The 16,938-nt window shown below is 72.0% G+C and carries 11 protein-coding genes; 7 read left to right on the forward strand and 4 right to left on the reverse strand.

All coding sequences use genetic code 11. The features are described from left to right. Positions 1–88: 88 nt before the first annotated feature. The 3 genes from AB0B89_RS07535 to AB0B89_RS07545 form a co-directional block, all read right to left on the reverse strand. The gene (locus AB0B89_RS07535) at positions 89–754 is read right to left on the reverse strand and encodes a hypothetical protein (RefSeq protein WP_358549613.1); all 666 of its coding nucleotides are present in this window, start codon (positions 752–754) and stop codon (positions 89–91) included. A 211-nt stretch (positions 755–965) separates the two neighbouring features. Beyond that, positions 966–1,418 carry a hypothetical protein gene (locus tag AB0B89_RS07540; protein WP_358549616.1) on the reverse strand — a complete coding sequence of 151 codons (453 nt, stop codon included), beginning with the start codon at positions 1,416–1,418 and terminating at the stop codon, positions 966–968. Between the two features lie 91 nt (positions 1,419–1,509). Then, entirely contained in the window at positions 1,510–2,607 is a 1,098-nt protein-coding gene (locus tag AB0B89_RS07545) for a trypsin-like peptidase domain-containing protein (protein ID WP_358549619.1), read from the reverse strand. A gap of 602 nt (positions 2,608–3,209) precedes the next feature. Here AB0B89_RS07545 and AB0B89_RS07550 point away from each other — a divergent pair. From AB0B89_RS07550 to AB0B89_RS07580, 7 genes are all read left to right on the forward strand, one after another. Continuing rightward, positions 3,210–4,223, forward strand: a complete 1,014-nt coding sequence (locus AB0B89_RS07550; RefSeq protein ID WP_358549622.1) for a hypothetical protein — start codon at positions 3,210–3,212, stop codon at positions 4,221–4,223. 80 nt (positions 4,224–4,303) lie between these two features. After that, positions 4,304–5,143 (forward strand): TIGR03619 family F420-dependent LLM class oxidoreductase, encoded by an 840-nt coding sequence (locus AB0B89_RS07555; RefSeq protein ID WP_358549625.1) that lies wholly within the window; start codon positions 4,304–4,306, stop codon positions 5,141–5,143. Between the two features lie 162 nt (positions 5,144–5,305). Beyond that, positions 5,306–7,504 (forward strand): acyl-CoA dehydrogenase, encoded by a 2,199-nt coding sequence (locus AB0B89_RS07560; RefSeq protein WP_358549628.1) that lies wholly within the window; start codon positions 5,306–5,308, stop codon positions 7,502–7,504. A gap of 64 nt (positions 7,505–7,568) precedes the next feature. Next, positions 7,569–9,287, forward strand: coding sequence for a hypothetical protein (locus tag AB0B89_RS07565; RefSeq protein ID WP_358549631.1), 1,719 nt, complete (start codon positions 7,569–7,571; stop codon positions 9,285–9,287). Between the two features lie 517 nt (positions 9,288–9,804). After that, positions 9,805–11,043, forward strand: a complete 1,239-nt coding sequence (locus tag AB0B89_RS07570; protein ID WP_358549709.1) for a glycosyltransferase family 4 protein — start codon at positions 9,805–9,807, stop codon at positions 11,041–11,043. A 20-nt stretch (positions 11,044–11,063) separates the two neighbouring features. Next, entirely contained in the window at positions 11,064–15,215 is a 4,152-nt protein-coding gene (locus tag AB0B89_RS07575; RefSeq protein WP_358549634.1) for an alpha-(1->3)-arabinofuranosyltransferase family protein, read from the forward strand. Continuing rightward, positions 15,212–16,210: a DUF3068 domain-containing protein gene (locus AB0B89_RS07580; RefSeq protein WP_358549637.1), complete on the forward strand. Its 999-nt coding sequence runs from the start codon at positions 15,212–15,214 to the stop codon at positions 16,208–16,210. The genes AB0B89_RS07575 and AB0B89_RS07580 overlap by 4 nt, the downstream gene beginning before the upstream one ends. Here AB0B89_RS07580 and AB0B89_RS07585 read toward each other — a convergent pair. Beyond that, complete coding sequence (locus tag AB0B89_RS07585) at positions 16,151–16,894, reverse strand: class I SAM-dependent methyltransferase (protein ID WP_358549640.1); 744 nt, start codon at positions 16,892–16,894, stop codon at positions 16,151–16,153. The two genes, AB0B89_RS07580 and AB0B89_RS07585, sit on opposite strands and share 60 nt — an antisense overlap. Positions 16,895–16,938: the final 44 nt, after the last annotated feature.

Below are 16,938 nucleotides of genomic sequence, written 5' to 3' on the forward strand. Positions count from 1 at the left end.
TCAAGATCGGTCCAGCGGTTGGAAGTACTCACTCACTCGCGGCTACCAGGCACCGAGTCTGCCCGATCAGCCGACCCGGTAGCTTCCATTAGCGGTAGAGGCGGAGGGCGCCGGTGAGGGCCTGGTGGGCGATGGCGAGGACCTCGTCGGCCACGGCGGGCGACGGAGGTGGCGCGACGACCTGCACCATCTGGGTGCTGGGCTCGCCGACGTCGGGGAACAGCTCCCACTTCCACGCGGGGCTCGTGGGGTTGTCGAAGCGGTCCAGGGAGACGACGAGCGAGGCCATGCCGTCCCATCCCCACGGAGGCGTCCGCGGGAGCCGGGCCAGGCGGATCGAGGCCCGGGGAGCCGGACCGGCGGCGTCCGCCGCACCGGTCACCCCGAAAGTCGCCACGCCGCCGTCCCTCGGCGCACCGGGTAGGTCGGGGCGCGTCCGGGGGCGGAGGGTGGTCAGGCCGGCGCGGTCGGCGGCGGCGGTGAGCAGGGCGAGCGGGTCGTCCAGGCCGGCGAGGGAGGCCTGACGGTACGCGGTCGCCTGGCCCAGGAGAACGGCCTCGGCGAGTCGGTGGTCGGTACCGTGGAAACCTTGCCAGTCAGCCGGGCCGATGCCATGGCGCAGCCCGGCGGCGTGCAGGTCGGCCAGCACCGTGGAGGCGGCCTCCAGCACCGAGGGCGTGTAGACGGTTCGATAGTGCCCTCGCGCCGCCTGCTCGATCACCCGTCGCGCGGAGACGGATGTGGTGGTGGTCATCGGCTGCCATTCTCCATCGCGGTGATCAGCGGATTGAGAACCAAAGGGACATCTCACCCTTGACGTAAGGACTCTAGTCGTTCTTGATCCAATGGCGTAGCCGGGCCCGGGGTGCCCGGTCTCTCGTATCGGCTCTGTGAGCGAGGTGCGCGCCCCCGGCGTCCTGGTCTCGGGGCGTGGCCGGGTGAGGCAGGGGAGTGGGAGCCGCTGTCTATGCCTCGGCGCGGGTCATTTCCATGATCCAGTTGGTCTCCCAGTACTTGCCGCCGTCGGTGGAGAACGCCTGCTCCCATCGGGCGGAGGTCGGGGTGATCCCGGACCAGATGTACCGCACCCGTATGGGAACGCCCCGGTAGGTGTCGTCGGCGTAGAACACGCCCTCGCCTCCGTCGAAGTGGCCGACCACCGGCGGGTCGATCACGGCGGAGCGGCTGCTGGACCAGTACAGCGACCACTCCTCGCGCCCCGAGTCGTAGAGCCGGAGGGTCAGCCCCGAGAAGCCCCTGGTGGGAAAGTCGATCTCGTCCATGTTCCCGCCGCCGAAGATGCTCTTGGAGGTTGAGACGCCGGGGAACTCATCCCATTCCGTACACGCCGTCAGGCATTCCTTGAGCCGCCGGTTGGCCACGTTCCAGGTGCCGACGAGGAAGTCGAAGTCGTTCATGGGAGCCAAGCTAGGCCCGGATCGCTGACACCTACTGTCAGCGACCACCGCCGCGATGCGAGCGGCCACACCACGGGGAGCCGGAGACGGATCAGGTGCCCGAGAGGGTGCCGAGGATCACGGTGACGGTGTCCGACCTCCCGTTGGGATGGAGGATCTCGACCCTCGCCTGGGCCCCCGGCTTGAGGCCGGCGAGCACCTCGGAGAGCGTCGCGGCCGTGGGAGTCGGCCTGCCGTTGACGCTGACGATGATGTCACCGGGCTTGATGCCCGCCTTCGCGGCGCCGCTGCCCGGATCCACCTGGGCGATGCCCACGCCCACCGGCTGGCCGTCGGGCCCGACGACGGTGTTGACCCGCACCCCTAGGGCGGCGCGGCGCGTGTTGGTGACCTTGCCGCTCCTGATGATCTGCTCGGCGACGTCCTTGGCGGTGCTGCTCGGGATGGCGAAGCCGATGCCCGGGGCCGCGCCCCCGCCCAGCTCGGGGTTTATCGCGGCCAGCGTTGGGACGCCGATGACCTCGCCCGAGAGGTTGGTGAGCGCGCCGCCGCTGTTCCCCGGGTTGATCGACGCCGAGGTCTGGATGGCGTTGGTGATCGTGGCACCCGGTGACCCCTCGCCCTGGGGCTCGGTGACCGTACGGCCGAGCGCGGACACGATGCCGTTGGTCACGCTGCCCGACAGGCCCAGCGGGTTGCCCATGGCCAGCACGATCTGACCCACCTTGAGCTTGGTGGAGTCGCCGAACGTCGCCGGGGCCAGCCCCGATTTGTCGTTGACGCGGATGACGGCGAGGTCGCCCAGCGGGTACGACGCGACGAGCTTGGCCTTTCGGGGCTTGCCGCCCGTCGCGAGTATGACCTCGAAGTTCGTGGACTTACCCACAACATGGGCATTTGTCACGATATGGCCGTCAGTGTCGTATACGACGCCCGACCCGAGACCTCCCGACGTGTTGATCTGCACGATGGACGGAAGCACCTGGGCGATGACCCGCTCGTACGCCTGCTCCTCCGAGACCATCGTCGCGGGCGGCGGTGGCGGCGTGGTGGACCCCCCGGAGGCCCGGTGCGTCGAGGCCGGCGCTCCGGTGAGTCCGCAGCCGCTGAGCACCACCAGGACCCCGGCCACCCCGGCGGTGAGAGCGTGCCGGCCGATATGTCCGGTGCGCCGCGTACCTGGTGTCATCTCCATGGTCAAGGTGATGCCCGACCACACGGAAGATACTCGCTGTCAGCGGCCCATAGGTCGATCTTGCCAACGGTCCGGCCGGTCGGGCCCGCCCTGATCGGGCACGTCGGCGGTGATCATCGCGAGCATGTTGGCGACCCGATTTTCTTCGGTGCGGGCTCGCGCGTTCTACCTGCTGGAACGCGCTTTCTGCCGTCGCGGCCCGCGATGGCGGACCTCGTGGATCACGATTTGTGACGTAGTCTGCGGACATGGCGGACGGCGCTGGAAACTCCCCCAGCCGCCCTGGGCCGGGGCGGCCTCCGACGTACGTTCCCTCCTATGAAGCGCCGACCACCCCGATGCCGCGGGTGAGCACCGAGCAGGCACTCGCCATGGCCGAGGCGGCGAGGGCTCGGGCGTCCAAACGGCAGGAGCCCGGCGAAGCCGCCACGGACCCGGCAACCACGGACCCAGCGTCCACGGACCCGGCAACCACGGACCCAGCGTCCACGGACCCGGCAACCACGGACCCGGCAACCACGGACCCGGCGTCCACGGATCCGGCGCCGGGCTCAGCGGCTCCGGATGAGAGCGCGCACGAGACCGCGGACCACAACGTGACGGCGAACGTCCGAAGGCCGACTGGACCGTTCCTCCGGCCGGACCGGTCCGTCGCCGGCTCGCCCGCCACCTCGGCCCGTCCCCATCCGGCCACATCGCGGCCCTCGGCCCGTCCCGGTCCCGCCACGCCAGAGCCCTCGGCCCCCGATCCGGTCACGCCGCGGGCCTCGGCCCGGCATGAGCCGCCCGCGCCGGGGCCGCCGTCGAGTTTCGGGGCTCTGGCCGGCGAGGCGAGGCCCGCCGCACCCCGCGCGAGGAAGCGGCCCCGCTGGTTCGCCAGGGCGATCTTCCGGATCGGTGACATCCCCATGAGAGCGGTGTACGGCGTCGGCGCCGCCATCGTCACGGGGATCATCGTGGTCCTGATCTTCATGCTGTTCGGCGGTGACATCCCCGGTGAGCAGGTACACGTGAGCCCGGCCCAGGCGGGCGGCCCCGCCGTGCCGAGCGCGCCGCCGAAGCCGACCCCGACCCCGATCGCGGTCCCGCCGGTCCCCGCCGCCAAGGCGATGACGGTCTTCTCCGGCGCGGGCACGCCGATCGCGTCGTACGTGGCCGACCGGACCGCCGGCCTCAGCTACGCCCAGTACGGCACCCCGTGGGCCAAGACCACCCGCGCCCCCTTCTCGGCGGCGCAGAAGGCCGGCTCGTCCGGGCAGGCGCTGATCGGCTCGGCCCCTGTGCCGGTCGCCGTTCCCAAGGCGCTGACGACGTACGAGGACTTCCGCAAGCTGGCGGGCAAGGCGGCGAAGTGGACGCTGCGCTACCAGCCCGCCGGGTCGAAGTTCACCTGGACCGTGTCGCAGCAGGCGCGGTACAACCTCGGATGGGTGCTCGGCTACAAGGTCAGCTACGTCCAGGGCGGCAAGAAGCACTCTTCGCAGGCCTACGTCATGGTCATCGCGACGGGCAAGAAGAAGCCCGCGATGCTGTTCGCGACCGTCCCCGACACCCGTACGGCGCTCTACCACGACCTGAACATGCTCTTCTGGACCGCCCGCGCGATCTAGTCCTTGGCCGCGAAACACCTGGTCAGAAGGCATCCGGGTGTCGGCGCGGCGATGGCGGGGGCCCGGGTTACCTTGGGGCGATGGACACTGGATTCGGCTACTTCGCGACGCATGACGCGGTCGCTCCCGACACCCTGGCCAGGCTGGTGGAAGAGCGCGGGCACGCGGCCGTGCTCTTCTCCGAGCACACCCATATCCCGGCCCACGCCGAGCTGCCGCGACGGCCCGAGAACGGCCCGCTCCCGCGCAAGTACTGGCACACCTACGACACCCTCACGACGTGCATGGTCGCCGGCATGGCCACCACCAAACTACGCGTCGGCACCGGTGTCTGCCTGGTGGTCCAGCATCATCCGATCACCCTCGCCAAGACGGTGGCCAGCATCGACCGCCTCACCGGCGGCCGCTTCGAGTTCGGCGTCGGCGCCGGCTGGAACGACCCCGAGATCCGCAACCACGGAGTCGACCCTTCCAGGCGGTTCGCCGTGATGAAGGAGCACGTCGAGGCGATGGAGCAGATCTGGACCCACGACGAGGCCGAGTACCACGGTGAGTTCGTCTCGTTCGATCCGATCTGGTCCTGGCCCAAGCCGGTCCAGCAGCCACACCCGCCGGTCCTGGTGGGCGGCACCGGACCCAAGGTGCTCGACCGGGTCCTGTCGTACGGTGAGGTCTGGCTGCCGAACTACGCTCCGGGCGTGCTGGAGCGCGTGCCCGAGCTGTTCCGCCGGGCGGAGGAGCTCGGGAAGTCCGTACGAGTGATGATGATGTCGGTTCCGCCGGACCCGAAGGTGCTTGAGGAGTGCGAGAAGGCCGGGGTCGCGCGGGTCATGCCGTGGCTGCCCTCGGCCGGGCTCGCCCGCATAGAGGGGGAGATGGACGCCTTCGAGAAGGCGCTGGCCGACCTGCACGGCGAGTGATCCCTTTCCGGGGTGCGCCCGTGCCAGGGTTTCCCCTTATTCACGCGCTGTGGTCGCTAAGTTGATTCGGGCCAGATGTGGTCTGGGCCATGGTTAGCCTTGGAAGCATCTTCTAGAATATGGTTCTGCCACGTCTTGGGGCCGAACCGCACGGAGGGTGTTATGGCGATCGGGTTGAGCGAGGAGCACGAGGCGCTCCGCGAGTCCGTGAGCGGCTGGGCGGAGCGCAACATTCCCGCCGAGGTCGTCCGTTCGGCCGTCGGCGCGGACACCGAGGAGCGGCCCGCCTTCTGGGCCGGCCTCGCCGACCAGGGCCTGCTCGGCCTGCACCTGCCCGAAGAGTACGGCGGGAGCGGCTTCGGCCTGCTGGAGACCGCCGTGGCCGTCGAGGCGCTCGGCGAGCGCATGGCCCCCGGCCCGTACGTCCCGACCGTGCTCGCGTCCGCGGTGATCCTCGCCTCCGACGGCAAGGCCCGCGCCGAGCTCCTGCCCGGCCTCGCCGAGGGCGCGCTGACGGGTGCCGTCGCGTTCACCGGCACGCTGACCGGCAACCGCGACGACGACGGCGTCCTGACCGTCAGCGGCACGGCCGAGCCCGTGCTCGGCGCCGCACTCGCCGACGTGTTCGTGCTCCCGGTGAGCACCGATCGGGGCCAGGAGTGGGTGGCCCTTTCCAGAGACAGCGTGACCGTCACCCCGCTCAAGAGCCTCGACCTCACCAGGGGCGTGGCCAAGGTGGAGGCCGGTTCGGTGAGCGTGCCCGGCGAGCGGGTGCTCGACGGGCTGACGGGCGCCCAGGTCCGCGAGCTGGGTGCGATCGTGCTCGGCGCGGAGGCGGCGGGCGTCGCCTCGTGGTGCGTGCGCGCCGCCTCCGACTACGCCAAGGTGCGGGTGCAGTTCGGCCGTCCGATCGGCCAGTTCCAGGGCATCAAGCACAAGGCGGCCCGGATGCTCGTCGCGCTGGAGCAGGCCCGCGCCACCGTCTGGGACGCCACCCGCGCGAGCGGCGACGAGCTCGGCTACGCCGCCGCGATCGCCGGTGTCATGGCCCCCGACGCCGCCGTGCAGTGCGCCAAGGACGCCATCCAGACCTTCGGCGGCATCGGCTACACCTTCGAGCACGACGCCCACCTGTACTTCCGCCGCGCGCTGACCCTCCGCGCGCTGCTCGGCCCGTCGGCCGAGTGGGCCGAGTCCGTGGCGTCGCACGCCCTGTCCGGCGTCGCCCGCGAGATGGAGCTCGACCTTCCCGAGGACGCCGAGGCGCTGCGCTCGTCCCTTCGCGAGGAGATCGCCGAGATCGCCACGCTGGAGGGCAAGGAGCAGAAGCGCGCGCTCGCCGGCAAGGGCTTCGTGATGCCCCACCTGCCGGCGCCGTGGGGCCGTGGGTCTTCGCCGCTGGAGCAGGTGCTCATCCACCAGGAGCTGAAGGCCGCGCGCGTACGGCTGCCACAGATGATCATCGGAGCCTGGGTCGTGCCCTCCATCGCGGCGTACGGCACCACCGAGCAGCAGGAGCGGTTCCTGCCGCCCACGCTCGCCGGAGAGCTGATCTGGTGTCAGCTCTTCAGCGAGCCGGGCGCGGGCTCCGACCTCGCCTCGCTGCAGATGAAGGCCGAGCGCGTGGAAGGCGGCTGGAAGCTCAACGGGCAGAAGATCTGGACCTCCGTCGCGCACGTCGCCGAGTGGGGCATCTGCATCGCCCGCACGGACACCTCCAAGCCCAAGCACGACGGCATCACCTACTTCGTCGTGGACATGAAGGCCCCCGGCGTGACCGTGCGGCCCCTGACCGAGATGACCGGCGAGAACCTCTTCAACGAGGTCTTCTTCGACGATGTCTTCGTCCCGGACGACCTGGTCGTGGGCGAGATCAACGAGGGCTGGCGGGTCGCGCGCAACACCCTGTCCAACGAGCGGGTGTCCCTGTCGTCCGGTTCCGGCGGCACGGGCTCCTCGGTCACCGACCTGCTCGGCCTGGCGTCCCGGCTCGGCCGCGACCTGACGGCGGTCGAGCGGCAGGAGCTGGCCCGCGTGGTCTGCGAGGGCCACTCGATCAACGCCCTGAGCATGCGGGTCACGTTGAAGCAGCTCGCGGGGTCCGAGCCGGGCGCGGACGCCTCGGTGCGCAAGCTCCTGTCGACCTCGCACGCGCAGCACGTGTCCGAATGCGCGGTCACCCTGCTCGGCGCCTCGGCCACGGTGGCCGCCGACATGAAGCTGGGCGACGCCGGCTACTGGAACCGCGCGGTCCTCGCCACGCGCGCGATGACCATCTACGGTGGCACGACCGAGGTCCAGCTCAACATCATCGCCGAACGCATGCTCGGCCTCCCCCGCGACCCGGAACCCGGCAAATAGCCAGATGACCGTCCGGTAGCTTTGCGGCATCACGGTGCCTGGCGACCGGGGGTGGTACGAGGCCATGCGCGCTCACCGCTTGGTGCGGGCGGCGCCCGCGCTCGCGGGGCTGGTCGTGGGGCTGCTCGCCCTCGGGCCCGCGCTCGGGCGCGGGTTCGTGCTGCGGTACGACATGGTCTTCGTGCCCGGTCCGCCGCTGCGCCTCGATCCCGGCGGGTTCCCGCGTGCCGTGCCGAGTGACCAGGTCGTCGCGCTGCTGTCGTCGGTGCTCCCGGCGCAGGCCGTGCAGAAGCTGATCCTGCTCGCGATCTTCGTGCTGGCCGGGTCGGGGGCGGCGGCGCTGGTGCCGGGGGACCGGCTGGTGGCCCGGCTGGCCGCGGCGGTGTTCTACGCGTGGAACGCCTACCTCGCGCAGCGGTTGCTGCTCGGCCAGTGGGCGCTGCTGCTCGGGTTCGCCGGCCTGCCGTGGGCGGTCAGGGCGGCGGCCAGAGGCGGGCCGTGGCGGCTCGCCCTGGCGCTGGTCCCGGCCGCCGCCGGCGGCTTCCAGGCCATGCTCGTGTCGGTCCTCGCCGTACTCCCCGTGGCCGCCACCCGGGCCCTGCCCGTCCCGGCCGGTGGCTCGTCCCTGGTGGTGCCTGTGCCGGTCGGCGGTTCGTCGCCGGTAGTGACCGTGCCGGTCGCGGGCCCGTCGCGGCGGCTTCGCGGGACCTTGGAGGCTCTGGCCGTACTGGCGGTGCTGAGCCTGCCGTGGGCGGTCCCCGCGCTGCTCAGCCACGCCGTGACCGACCCCGCCGGGGTGGACGCCTTCGCGCCGAGGGCCGACGGGCCGTTCGGCACCCTGGGCAGCCTGCTCAGCCTCGGCGGCATCTGGAACGCCCAGGCGGTCGTTCCCGGCCAGGCCGCCTGGGTGCTCGCGACCGCCCGCCTGCTCCTCGCCGTGGTGGCCGTCGTCACCTTCGTCCGTCTTCTCCGGACCGAAGCGCCCTACTGGAGGGGCCTGCTCATCGCCGCGTCGGCCGGGTTGGTGATCGCGCTGGCCGGGGCGTACGCGCCGGGGGTCCTCAAGGGGCTGATCGGGCTGTGGCCGGGGTTCGGGCCGCTTCGGGACGGGCAGCTCTACGTCGCTCCCCTGGTGCTGGTCCAGGCCGTCGGGTTCGGGGTGGCCGTGGGCCGGCTGTCCCGCCCGGATGACCGTGTCCGAGGGGTGGCCGTGGGCCATCTGCCCCGCCTGGACGACCGTGTCCGAGGGGTGGCACGCGCCGATGCCCGTGCCCGCAGGGCGGCGGTGCTCGTGCCTGCCGTCGTCGGCGTGCTGGTGCCGGTGCTCGTCCTGCCCACGTTCGCCTGGGGGGCCTCGGGGCGGCTGGCGGCGGTGGAGTACCCGGACGACTGGCGGCGCGTGCAGGCGATCGTGAACGGCGACCCCCGGCCGGGGGCGCTGATCTCGCTGCCATGGGGCGCCCACCGGGCGTTCGCGTGGAACGGTGGCCGGGTGATCCTGGACCCCGCCACCAAGTCGTTCGCCCGGCGGGTCGTCTGGGACGACGCGCTCGTCGTCGGCCTGGCAGCCGGGCGGCCGCTCCGCGTCGCCGGGGAGGATCTCCTGGCCAGGCGCGTCGGGGCGGCCATCGGGACGCGCGGCGGCGCCTTGACCTCGGTGCTCAGGGCGGCCGGCATACGGTACGTGCTCATCGTGGGACAGGACGAGAACGCGTTCCGCTCACGGCTGCCCGGCGCCACCTCGGTCTACGTGGGCCGTCAGGTGCTCCTGCTTCGACTGTGACCCAGTGAAGGTGCGGCCAGGCAGGCATACTGGACGGTAAGTCCATTTATTACGTTTTGACCAAGCTGCTGGCTTAGAACCTGTATCACGTTCTACTCTCGGTAGGCCCACAGCGTCCGCACTTTGGAGGGAGAAGCCCAATGGTGCGAGTGCTCGCCGCTCTCGTCGTTGGGGTGGTTCTGGCGATCGGCGCGTCCGTCAGCGTCGTCAACGTTGTCGCCCCCAGCCCTCAGCCGCCCAACAAGCCGTTGTACAACTACGGCAACAGATGATCTTTCACGGGCGGGTCTCACACGTCGATCGGTGAGCCCGTCCGGTTCCACGTCGGATGAGCACGAAGCGCGGCTTCGCCGTGCCCGAAACCATCCGGCGTGATCATGCCCATGCTCGAAACCACGCCCGAGCACGCGCGGCAGCCAGGGGGGTTCGAGACACAGAAGGAGTGGCCGTGGTCGCACAGCAGGCGGGCCGGGCTCCCCACGATCCCGGCGACGTGCCCGTACCTCCAACCGGGCCCATCGGCCCGCCGCGCCTCACGGTGGAGACGGCGCACGCTCCTGACCGGTTTCTCCAGGGCGTCCGGGTCGCGGTGCTGAACTTCCGGGAGCCGCTGCAGTCGGTCGCCGGAGGGGCGGAGGAGTACGCCTGGCAGGTCGGCCGGTACCTGGTCGGCCAGGGCGCCTCGGTGCACTTCCTGACGAGCCGCGAGCCGGGGCAGCCAGGCGGCGAGCGGCGTGAGGGCATCGAGCTGCGGCGCATGGGCAACCGCTACCTGGTCTACCTGCTGGTACCCCTCTGGCTCCTGCTGCGCCGCCGCCGCTTCGACGTGGTCGTCGACTGCATGAACGGCATCCCGTTCTTCGCTCCGCTGGTGGCCGGCAGGCGCACGAGCGTCATCTCCCTGGTCCACCACGTACACGACCGCCAGTTCTACGCGTTCTTCCCCCGCTGGCTCGCCCGCGCCGGCTGCTTCGTCGAGGGGCCGGTCGCGCGGCTGCTCTACCGCCACTGCACCACCGTGACGGTGTCGGAGTCCTCGCGTACCGAGCTGCGTGACAAGCTCGGCTGGCTCGCGCCCATCGAGGTCATCCCCAACGGCAGCCCCGTCGCGCGCCCGGTGGCCTCCGGCGTCGGCGGCGAGGAGGTCGCGGGGGACCCGGTCGTCGCCTACCTCGGACGCCTGGTCGGCCACAAGCGCGTCGAACGCGTCGTGGAACTGGTGGCCGAGCTGGGGGAGACCTGGCCTGACCTGCACGTCCACGTGATCGGACGCGGCCCGGAGTACGTACCGCTGGCGCGCAGGGCCGCCGCGCTCGGGGTGACCGGCAGGGTCAGCCTGCACGGCTTCCTCGCCGAGCCGGAGAAGAACGCGGTGCTCGGCGCCGCGCGGCTCAACGTCACGGCGTCGGAGTTCGAGGGATGGGGGCTCACGGTCATCGAGGCCGCCGCCCTCGGCGTGCCCACCGTCGCCTACGACGTGGCGGGCCTGCGCGACTCGGTGCGGCACGGCGTCACCGGCTGGCTCGTCCAGGAGGGCGAGTCGCTGGCCGACGTGGTGGACCGGGCACTGAAGGAGCTGGAGGACCCCGCGAGGCGCGCGGAGATCCAGCAGGCGTGCCGCGGCTGGGCGGCGGAGTTCTCGTGGGGAAGGACGGGCGCTAGGATGACCGGACTCATCACGGCCGAACTTGAGCAAAAGGGGCACGTTCGTTCCCTGGGTCTCCGTCTTGCCACAGGTGAGAGCCATATCCCCTGAACCCCGGCCAAGGGTACGTTTTGACCGCTGATGCCTGGTTCCGCCGTCTGACGACCGGCCGTGCCGGGCCCGATGCCCCGGGATCCCGGCTGCGCCGGCGGCTCCGCCTGCTGGCGGGCTGCCTGCTCCTTGGGGCGATCGCCTTCAACACCTCGCCGGGCGAGGTCATCGCCGAGACCAAGCTCGACATGGCGGTCAACCCGATCGGCTTCCTGGAACGTGCCGCCCACCTGTGGGACGACGCCTTCTTCGGGCACCTGCAGAACCAGGCGTACGGCTACCTGTTCCCGATGGGGCCGTTCTACGCCCTGTTCCGCTGGCTCGACATGCCTCCGTGGAACATCCAGCGGCTGTGGATGACGCTGGTGCTGTGCGCGGCGTTCCTCGGGGCCGAGAGGGTCGCGCGTGCGCTGCGTATCGGCACGCCCGACACCAGGATCCTCGCCGGGCTGGTCTACGCGCTCGCGCCGCACGCGCTGGCGCTCATCGGCGTCAACTCCTCGGAGTTCCAGCCCAGCGCCGTGCTGCCGTGGATCCTGCTGCCGCTCGTGCGCGGGGCCGAGGAGAGCGTCAGCCCGCGCCGCGCCGCCGCGCTCTCGGCCCTCGCGTTCCTGTTCGCCGGGGGCATCAACGCCGCCGCCGAGCTGGCCGTGCTCGTCGTGCCGTTCCTCTACCTGCTCACCCGCCGCGGCGGCCCGCGCAGGCGGCGGCTGCTGGCCTGGTGGCTCGTCTGCGTCGCGGCCGTGTCGATGTGGTGGCTCGTCCCGCTCGTGTTGCTCGGCCGCTACATCTTCTCCTTCCTGCCGTTCATCGAGACCGCCGCCGCGACCACGGGCGTGACGTCCCTGCTGAACACGCTGCGCGGCACGTCGAGCTGGATCTCCTTCCTTCCGGTGGACGGCAGGCCGTGGCTGCCCGCCGCCTACGACCAGGCGACCCAGCCGTGGCTGGTCGTCGTGACCGCCGCCGTCGCCGCGCTGGGCCTCGCGGGGCTGGTCCGCGGGTCCACGCCAGAGCGCACGTTCCTCGTGCTCTGCGTGCTCGCCGGGGTGGTGATCGTCACCGCCGGGCACGCCGACGCGCTCACCTTCCCGTGGGCGGCGCAGTTCAGAGCCCTGCTCGACGGCCCGCTCGCCCCCTTCCGCAACCTGCACAAGTTCGACGCGCTGCTGCGGCTGCCGCTCGCCCTCGGCCTGGCCGCCCTGCCGGCGCTGCGCCCGGAGGTGACGCGGCTGCGGCTGGCCGCCGTGAGCGCGGGCCTCGCCGGGCTCGCCGTGCTGCCCGTCGCCACCTCCGGGATCACCCCCGCGGGGGCCTTCACCGATCTGCCCACCTACTGGCGCGACGCGGCCACCTGGCTGAACGGCAACACCGGCCAGGGCATGGTGCTCGCCGTCCCCGGCTCCAAGCGCGGCGAGTATCTGTGGGGCCGTCCGCTCGACGAGCCGATGCAGTCACTGCTGACCGTGCGCTGGGCCACGCACTCGAACGTGCCGTGGGGCTCCGCCGGGCTGGCACGCCTGCTCCAGGCGGTCGACGAGCGCTTCTCCGACGGCGAAGGCTCAGAAGGCCTCACCCTCACCCTGCGCCGCATCGGGGTGAAGTACCTGCTCGTCCGCAACGACCTGGCCCGCGACACCATCGGCTCGGCGTGGCCGGCCCGCGTCCACCAGACCATCGAGGACTCCACGGGGCTGGTGCGGGTCGCCCAGTTCGGCCCCCTGGTCGGCCAGATCTCCAGCCCCACGGCCTCGAACTGGTTCGACCAGGCATATCCCGCCCTGGAGGTCTACGCGGTACCCGATCCCGCGCCGGTCGCGGGCACCGTGCCGGCCGATTCCACGATGCGGATGGCGGGCGCCCCCGAGGGCGTGCTCGACATGGCGGAGCAGGGGGTGCTGAAGGACGACTCCCCGGTCCTGGTGGGAGACGAGCCGGGCGCCTCGTCGGTGCCCGCCAGGAAGACCGTGGTCACTGACACCCTGCGCAGGCGGCAGATGGTCTTCGGCGACCTCCGGCGGAGCGCGGGGCCGACGCTCCCCGAGGGCGGGAAGCTGAACGCCACCACCGACCTGCTGGACCCGGCCTGGGCCTCCGCCACATCCTCCGCGCGTTATCTCGGGATCGACGACGTCCTCGCGTCCTCCTCGGACGCGAACATCACGGCCGCGGCGGGGGAGCGGGATCCCGGCCGCCTGCCGTTCGCCGCCTTCGACGGGGACGCGCGCACCGGATGGCGGTCGGACGGGTGGAACGGCGCGCTCGGCGAGTGGATGGAGGCGAAATTCGTCGAGCCGGTGCCGATGAAGGAGATCACGATCGCGTTCGACCAGGGCGCGATCGGACCGCCCGTCGCCGAGGTCGAGCTCTCGACCGCGGCGGGGACGCGGCGTGTGCCCGTACGGGAGACCGCCGATCCGCAGTTGTTCGCCCCTGTTCCTGGGGAGACGACCTGGCTGCGCATCCGGGTCACCAAGCTGGCGTACCAGCCGAAGAGCGCCTTCGGCAGCCGGGTGGGCATCAGCGAGGTCGCCATTCCGGGGGTACGGCCGACGCGGGCGATCGCGGCCCCCGGGCTGCCCGGAGGCGGCGACGCGGGGACGGTGATGCTGACCTCGAAGGGCAAGGCCCCGGCCTGCATGCGCGGCTCGTCCGCCTGGGCCTGCTCGCGGCGGCTGGAGATCGTCGGCGAGGACGGCTACGGCTTCCAGCGGCTGTTCGCGGTCGACTCCAACCAGACGCGCACGCTGAGCGGTACGGCCGTGCTCACCGACCCGAGGTCGGCCGACCTGCTCACCACGCTGCCGAACGCCTACCCGCACGTGACCGCGTCCTCGACCATCACCGACCACCCGGCCGCGCTCGGGCGCTCGGCCATGGATGGCGACGAGAAGACGCTCTGGTACGCCCAGCCGTTCGACCGCCACCCCACGCTCTCGATCGACCTCGGCAGGCCCCGGAAGTTCTCCCAGGTCAAGGTGCTGTTCCCCGACTCCTTCCTCGGCAAGCCTCCGGTGAAGATCACCATCCGCACGGGATCGCGCACCGTCCAGGCGTGGATCGGCGGCGACGGGCGTGTGGCGTTCCCCGAGCTCACGACCCGGCGGCTCAGCATCGAGTTCACCGCTCCGGCCTCGCGGTCCATCGAGGTCGCCGAGATCGCCATCCCGGGGGTCGAGCCGCTCGGCCAGCTCGGCGGATTCCCGCTCCGGCTGCCCTGCGGGTACGGTCCCACCCTTGAGGTCGACGGCGACACCGTGCCGACCCGCATCGTCGGCGGCACGCTCAACGACGTGCTGAACGGCCGTCCCCTGACCTACGCCGGGTGCGCGCCGGTGCGGCTCATCCCGGGGATGACCTGGGTCGGCGCGCCGTTCACCGACGCGTTCAGGGTCAGGTCGGCGGTCCTTCGCGGGGAGTCGGCCGCAGACGACGGCACCACCAGGATCCAGCCCGCCCGCGTCGAGAGCTGGGGGCCCGAGGAGCGGCGGCTGGCCGTCTCCACGAGCGAGGGCTCCTACCTGACCGTCGGCGAGAACTACAACCCCGGCTGGAACGCCTACCTGAAGGGCGCGCGGCTCAGGCCCGTACGCCTCGACGGGTGGAGGCAGGCGTGGATCCTGCCTCCGGGCACAGGGACGGTGGTGCTCCGGTACGAGCCGGACGCGACGTACCGGGTGGCGCTGCTGGCCGGGCTCGCGCTCGTGCTGGGCGTCGCCGCGCTGGCCCTGATCCGCGCGAGGCCCGGCCGCCGCCCGCCGAAGGCGGGCGTGGGACGGATCAAGGGCCGCTGGGTCTGGCCCGCCGCGCCGCTGGCCGGCCTGTGGATCGGCGGGCTCCCCGGCGCGGCGGTCCTGTCGGTGCTGACGCTCGTGGGCCTGTGGCTTCCGCGCGTGCTCGCCGCCCAGCACGCCGGCGGCAGCCGGGCCAGGCGCGCCGCCCGCGTCGCGCTGTCCCCCTGGGTGCCAGCGTGGGCGCTGGTCCTGGCCGGGCTGAGCGCGGCGGTGGGCACCGCGTACCAGGTCACGCCGCTGACCGGCCTGGTTCCCCAGCTCTGCTGCCTGGTGGTGGTCGCCCGGCTGCTGGCCGCCGTGCCCTCCCTGGACCCTGCCCCGCCCCCGGCGCCCGCCCCGAGGCACCGCGAGGCCACGCTGACGGAGGTGGGCGGGTGACCCGCGAGCAACTGCTTCGGACCATCCCGTACGTCGTGGTGGCGTTCCTGGTGACGATGGCGGTGCTGCTGCGGTACTACGTCTACGGCACCAGCCTGACGCTGCCCCTGGAACAGCGCAGGACCACCCACCTGACCGCCCCGTCGGCCACCTACCTCGACACCGCGACCTTCCAGGTCCGTACGGGCGTGCCCGTGACCGACACGGTCTCGCTGTACGGCGACCCGGTGGCGGGGGACGCGCGCACCGCGGTCTGGGTGGAGTTCTCGTCGCTGGAGACCGGATACGGCCAGCGGATCGACTACCACGAGCGCCGGGCGGCCTTCGACCGGCGCACCGGGCTGGCCGTCGCCTGCTGCGACGCCTACATCGACGACGACACGGCCGTGCGGCAGACGGGCCTGGCGTTCCGGTTGCCGCACGGGGCGGAGCCGCGCGGGTACCCGATCTTCGACACTGTTCTCAAGCGCCAGGTCACGCTGCGGTACGAGGGCGAGGAGACCGTCGAGGGCCTGCCGGCCTACCGCTACTCCTACACCGTCGGCCCGGCCAAGGTGGAGGACCTGCCCGACCAGGTGCCGGGCAAGGTGCTCGGCCTGCCCGAGTGGAAGCTCGTCAGCGTGGCAAGGTACGTGCGGATCACCAGGACGATGTGGGTCGAGCCGGAGAGCGGCCTGCCGGTCCGTACGCGGGAGCAGCGGGTGGACACCCTGCGCACCCCCGACCAGGTGGACCGCGTGGTGAGCTTCCGTGCCGACCTCACCACCGAGCCGGGGGACGTGGACGCCCAGGTGGGCGAGGCCGCGGGGTTCCGGCGGTGGGCGATCCTGATCCGGGACGTGCTCCCGGTCGGCTGCCTCGCGCTCGCGGCCGCGGTCATCCTGGTCGTGGTGGCCGTGCGCCTGCGCCCGCGCCGCCGCCCGAAGGCGGAGGGGTCAGCGACGGCGCAGGACGAGCAGGAGGTTCCAGGTCACGATCTCGCGGACGCCGGGTAGCCGGAGCACGCCGGTGGCCCATTCGGGGTGGTAGCGGGGCCGGGCGTCCAGCACCTCGGCGTCCGTGCGCGACCTGGCCCAGCGGAGGGCGGCGGCCACCGACACCGGGTACAGGCTCTCGCCGTAGAGGTTCTTGGGGCGGTGGCCCTGGCGGCCGGTGTAGCGGCGCGCGGCGCGGTGGCCGCCCAGGTAGTGCCAGGGGGAGGTCTCGTGGCCGCCCCAGGGCGAGAGCCAGTTGGTGAACGACAGGTAGACCACCCCGCCCGGCCGGGTGACCCGCACCATCTCGGCCGCCATGCGCCAGGGGTCGGGCACGTGCTCCAGCACGTTGGAGGAGAAGCAGACGTCCACCGAGGCGTCGCGCAGCGGGATGTCGAGCGCGCTCCCGAGCACCGCGCCCTCGGGGACGGCGCCGTCCCTGGCCATCATCTCCCCGGCGTCGCAGTCGACGCACAGCGTCCTCGCGCCGTACGCCCGCAGCACCTCGGTGAAGTACCCGGGCCCGCCGCCCACGTCGGCCACCAGCGCGCCCGGCAGGCCGGTGTAGGTGGCGAGCTGGGCGGCCGTGTCGCGGGCGAGCATGCCGTAGAAGAAGTCGGGATCCGTCTGCTCCTTGCGGAAGGCCGACAGCAGCCGGACCGACCGGCCGAGCGTGGCGCGGAACGGCGCGTTCGAGGTCTCCACGTCTGCTTCCCTTCACGGGAGTGTTCGGGTGCCCGGGAGCATAA

Origin of the sequence: Sphaerisporangium sp. NPDC049002 (assembly GCF_040649355.1) — a bacterium.
Taxonomy (GTDB): Bacteria; Actinomycetota; Actinomycetes; order Streptosporangiales; family Streptosporangiaceae; genus Sphaerisporangium.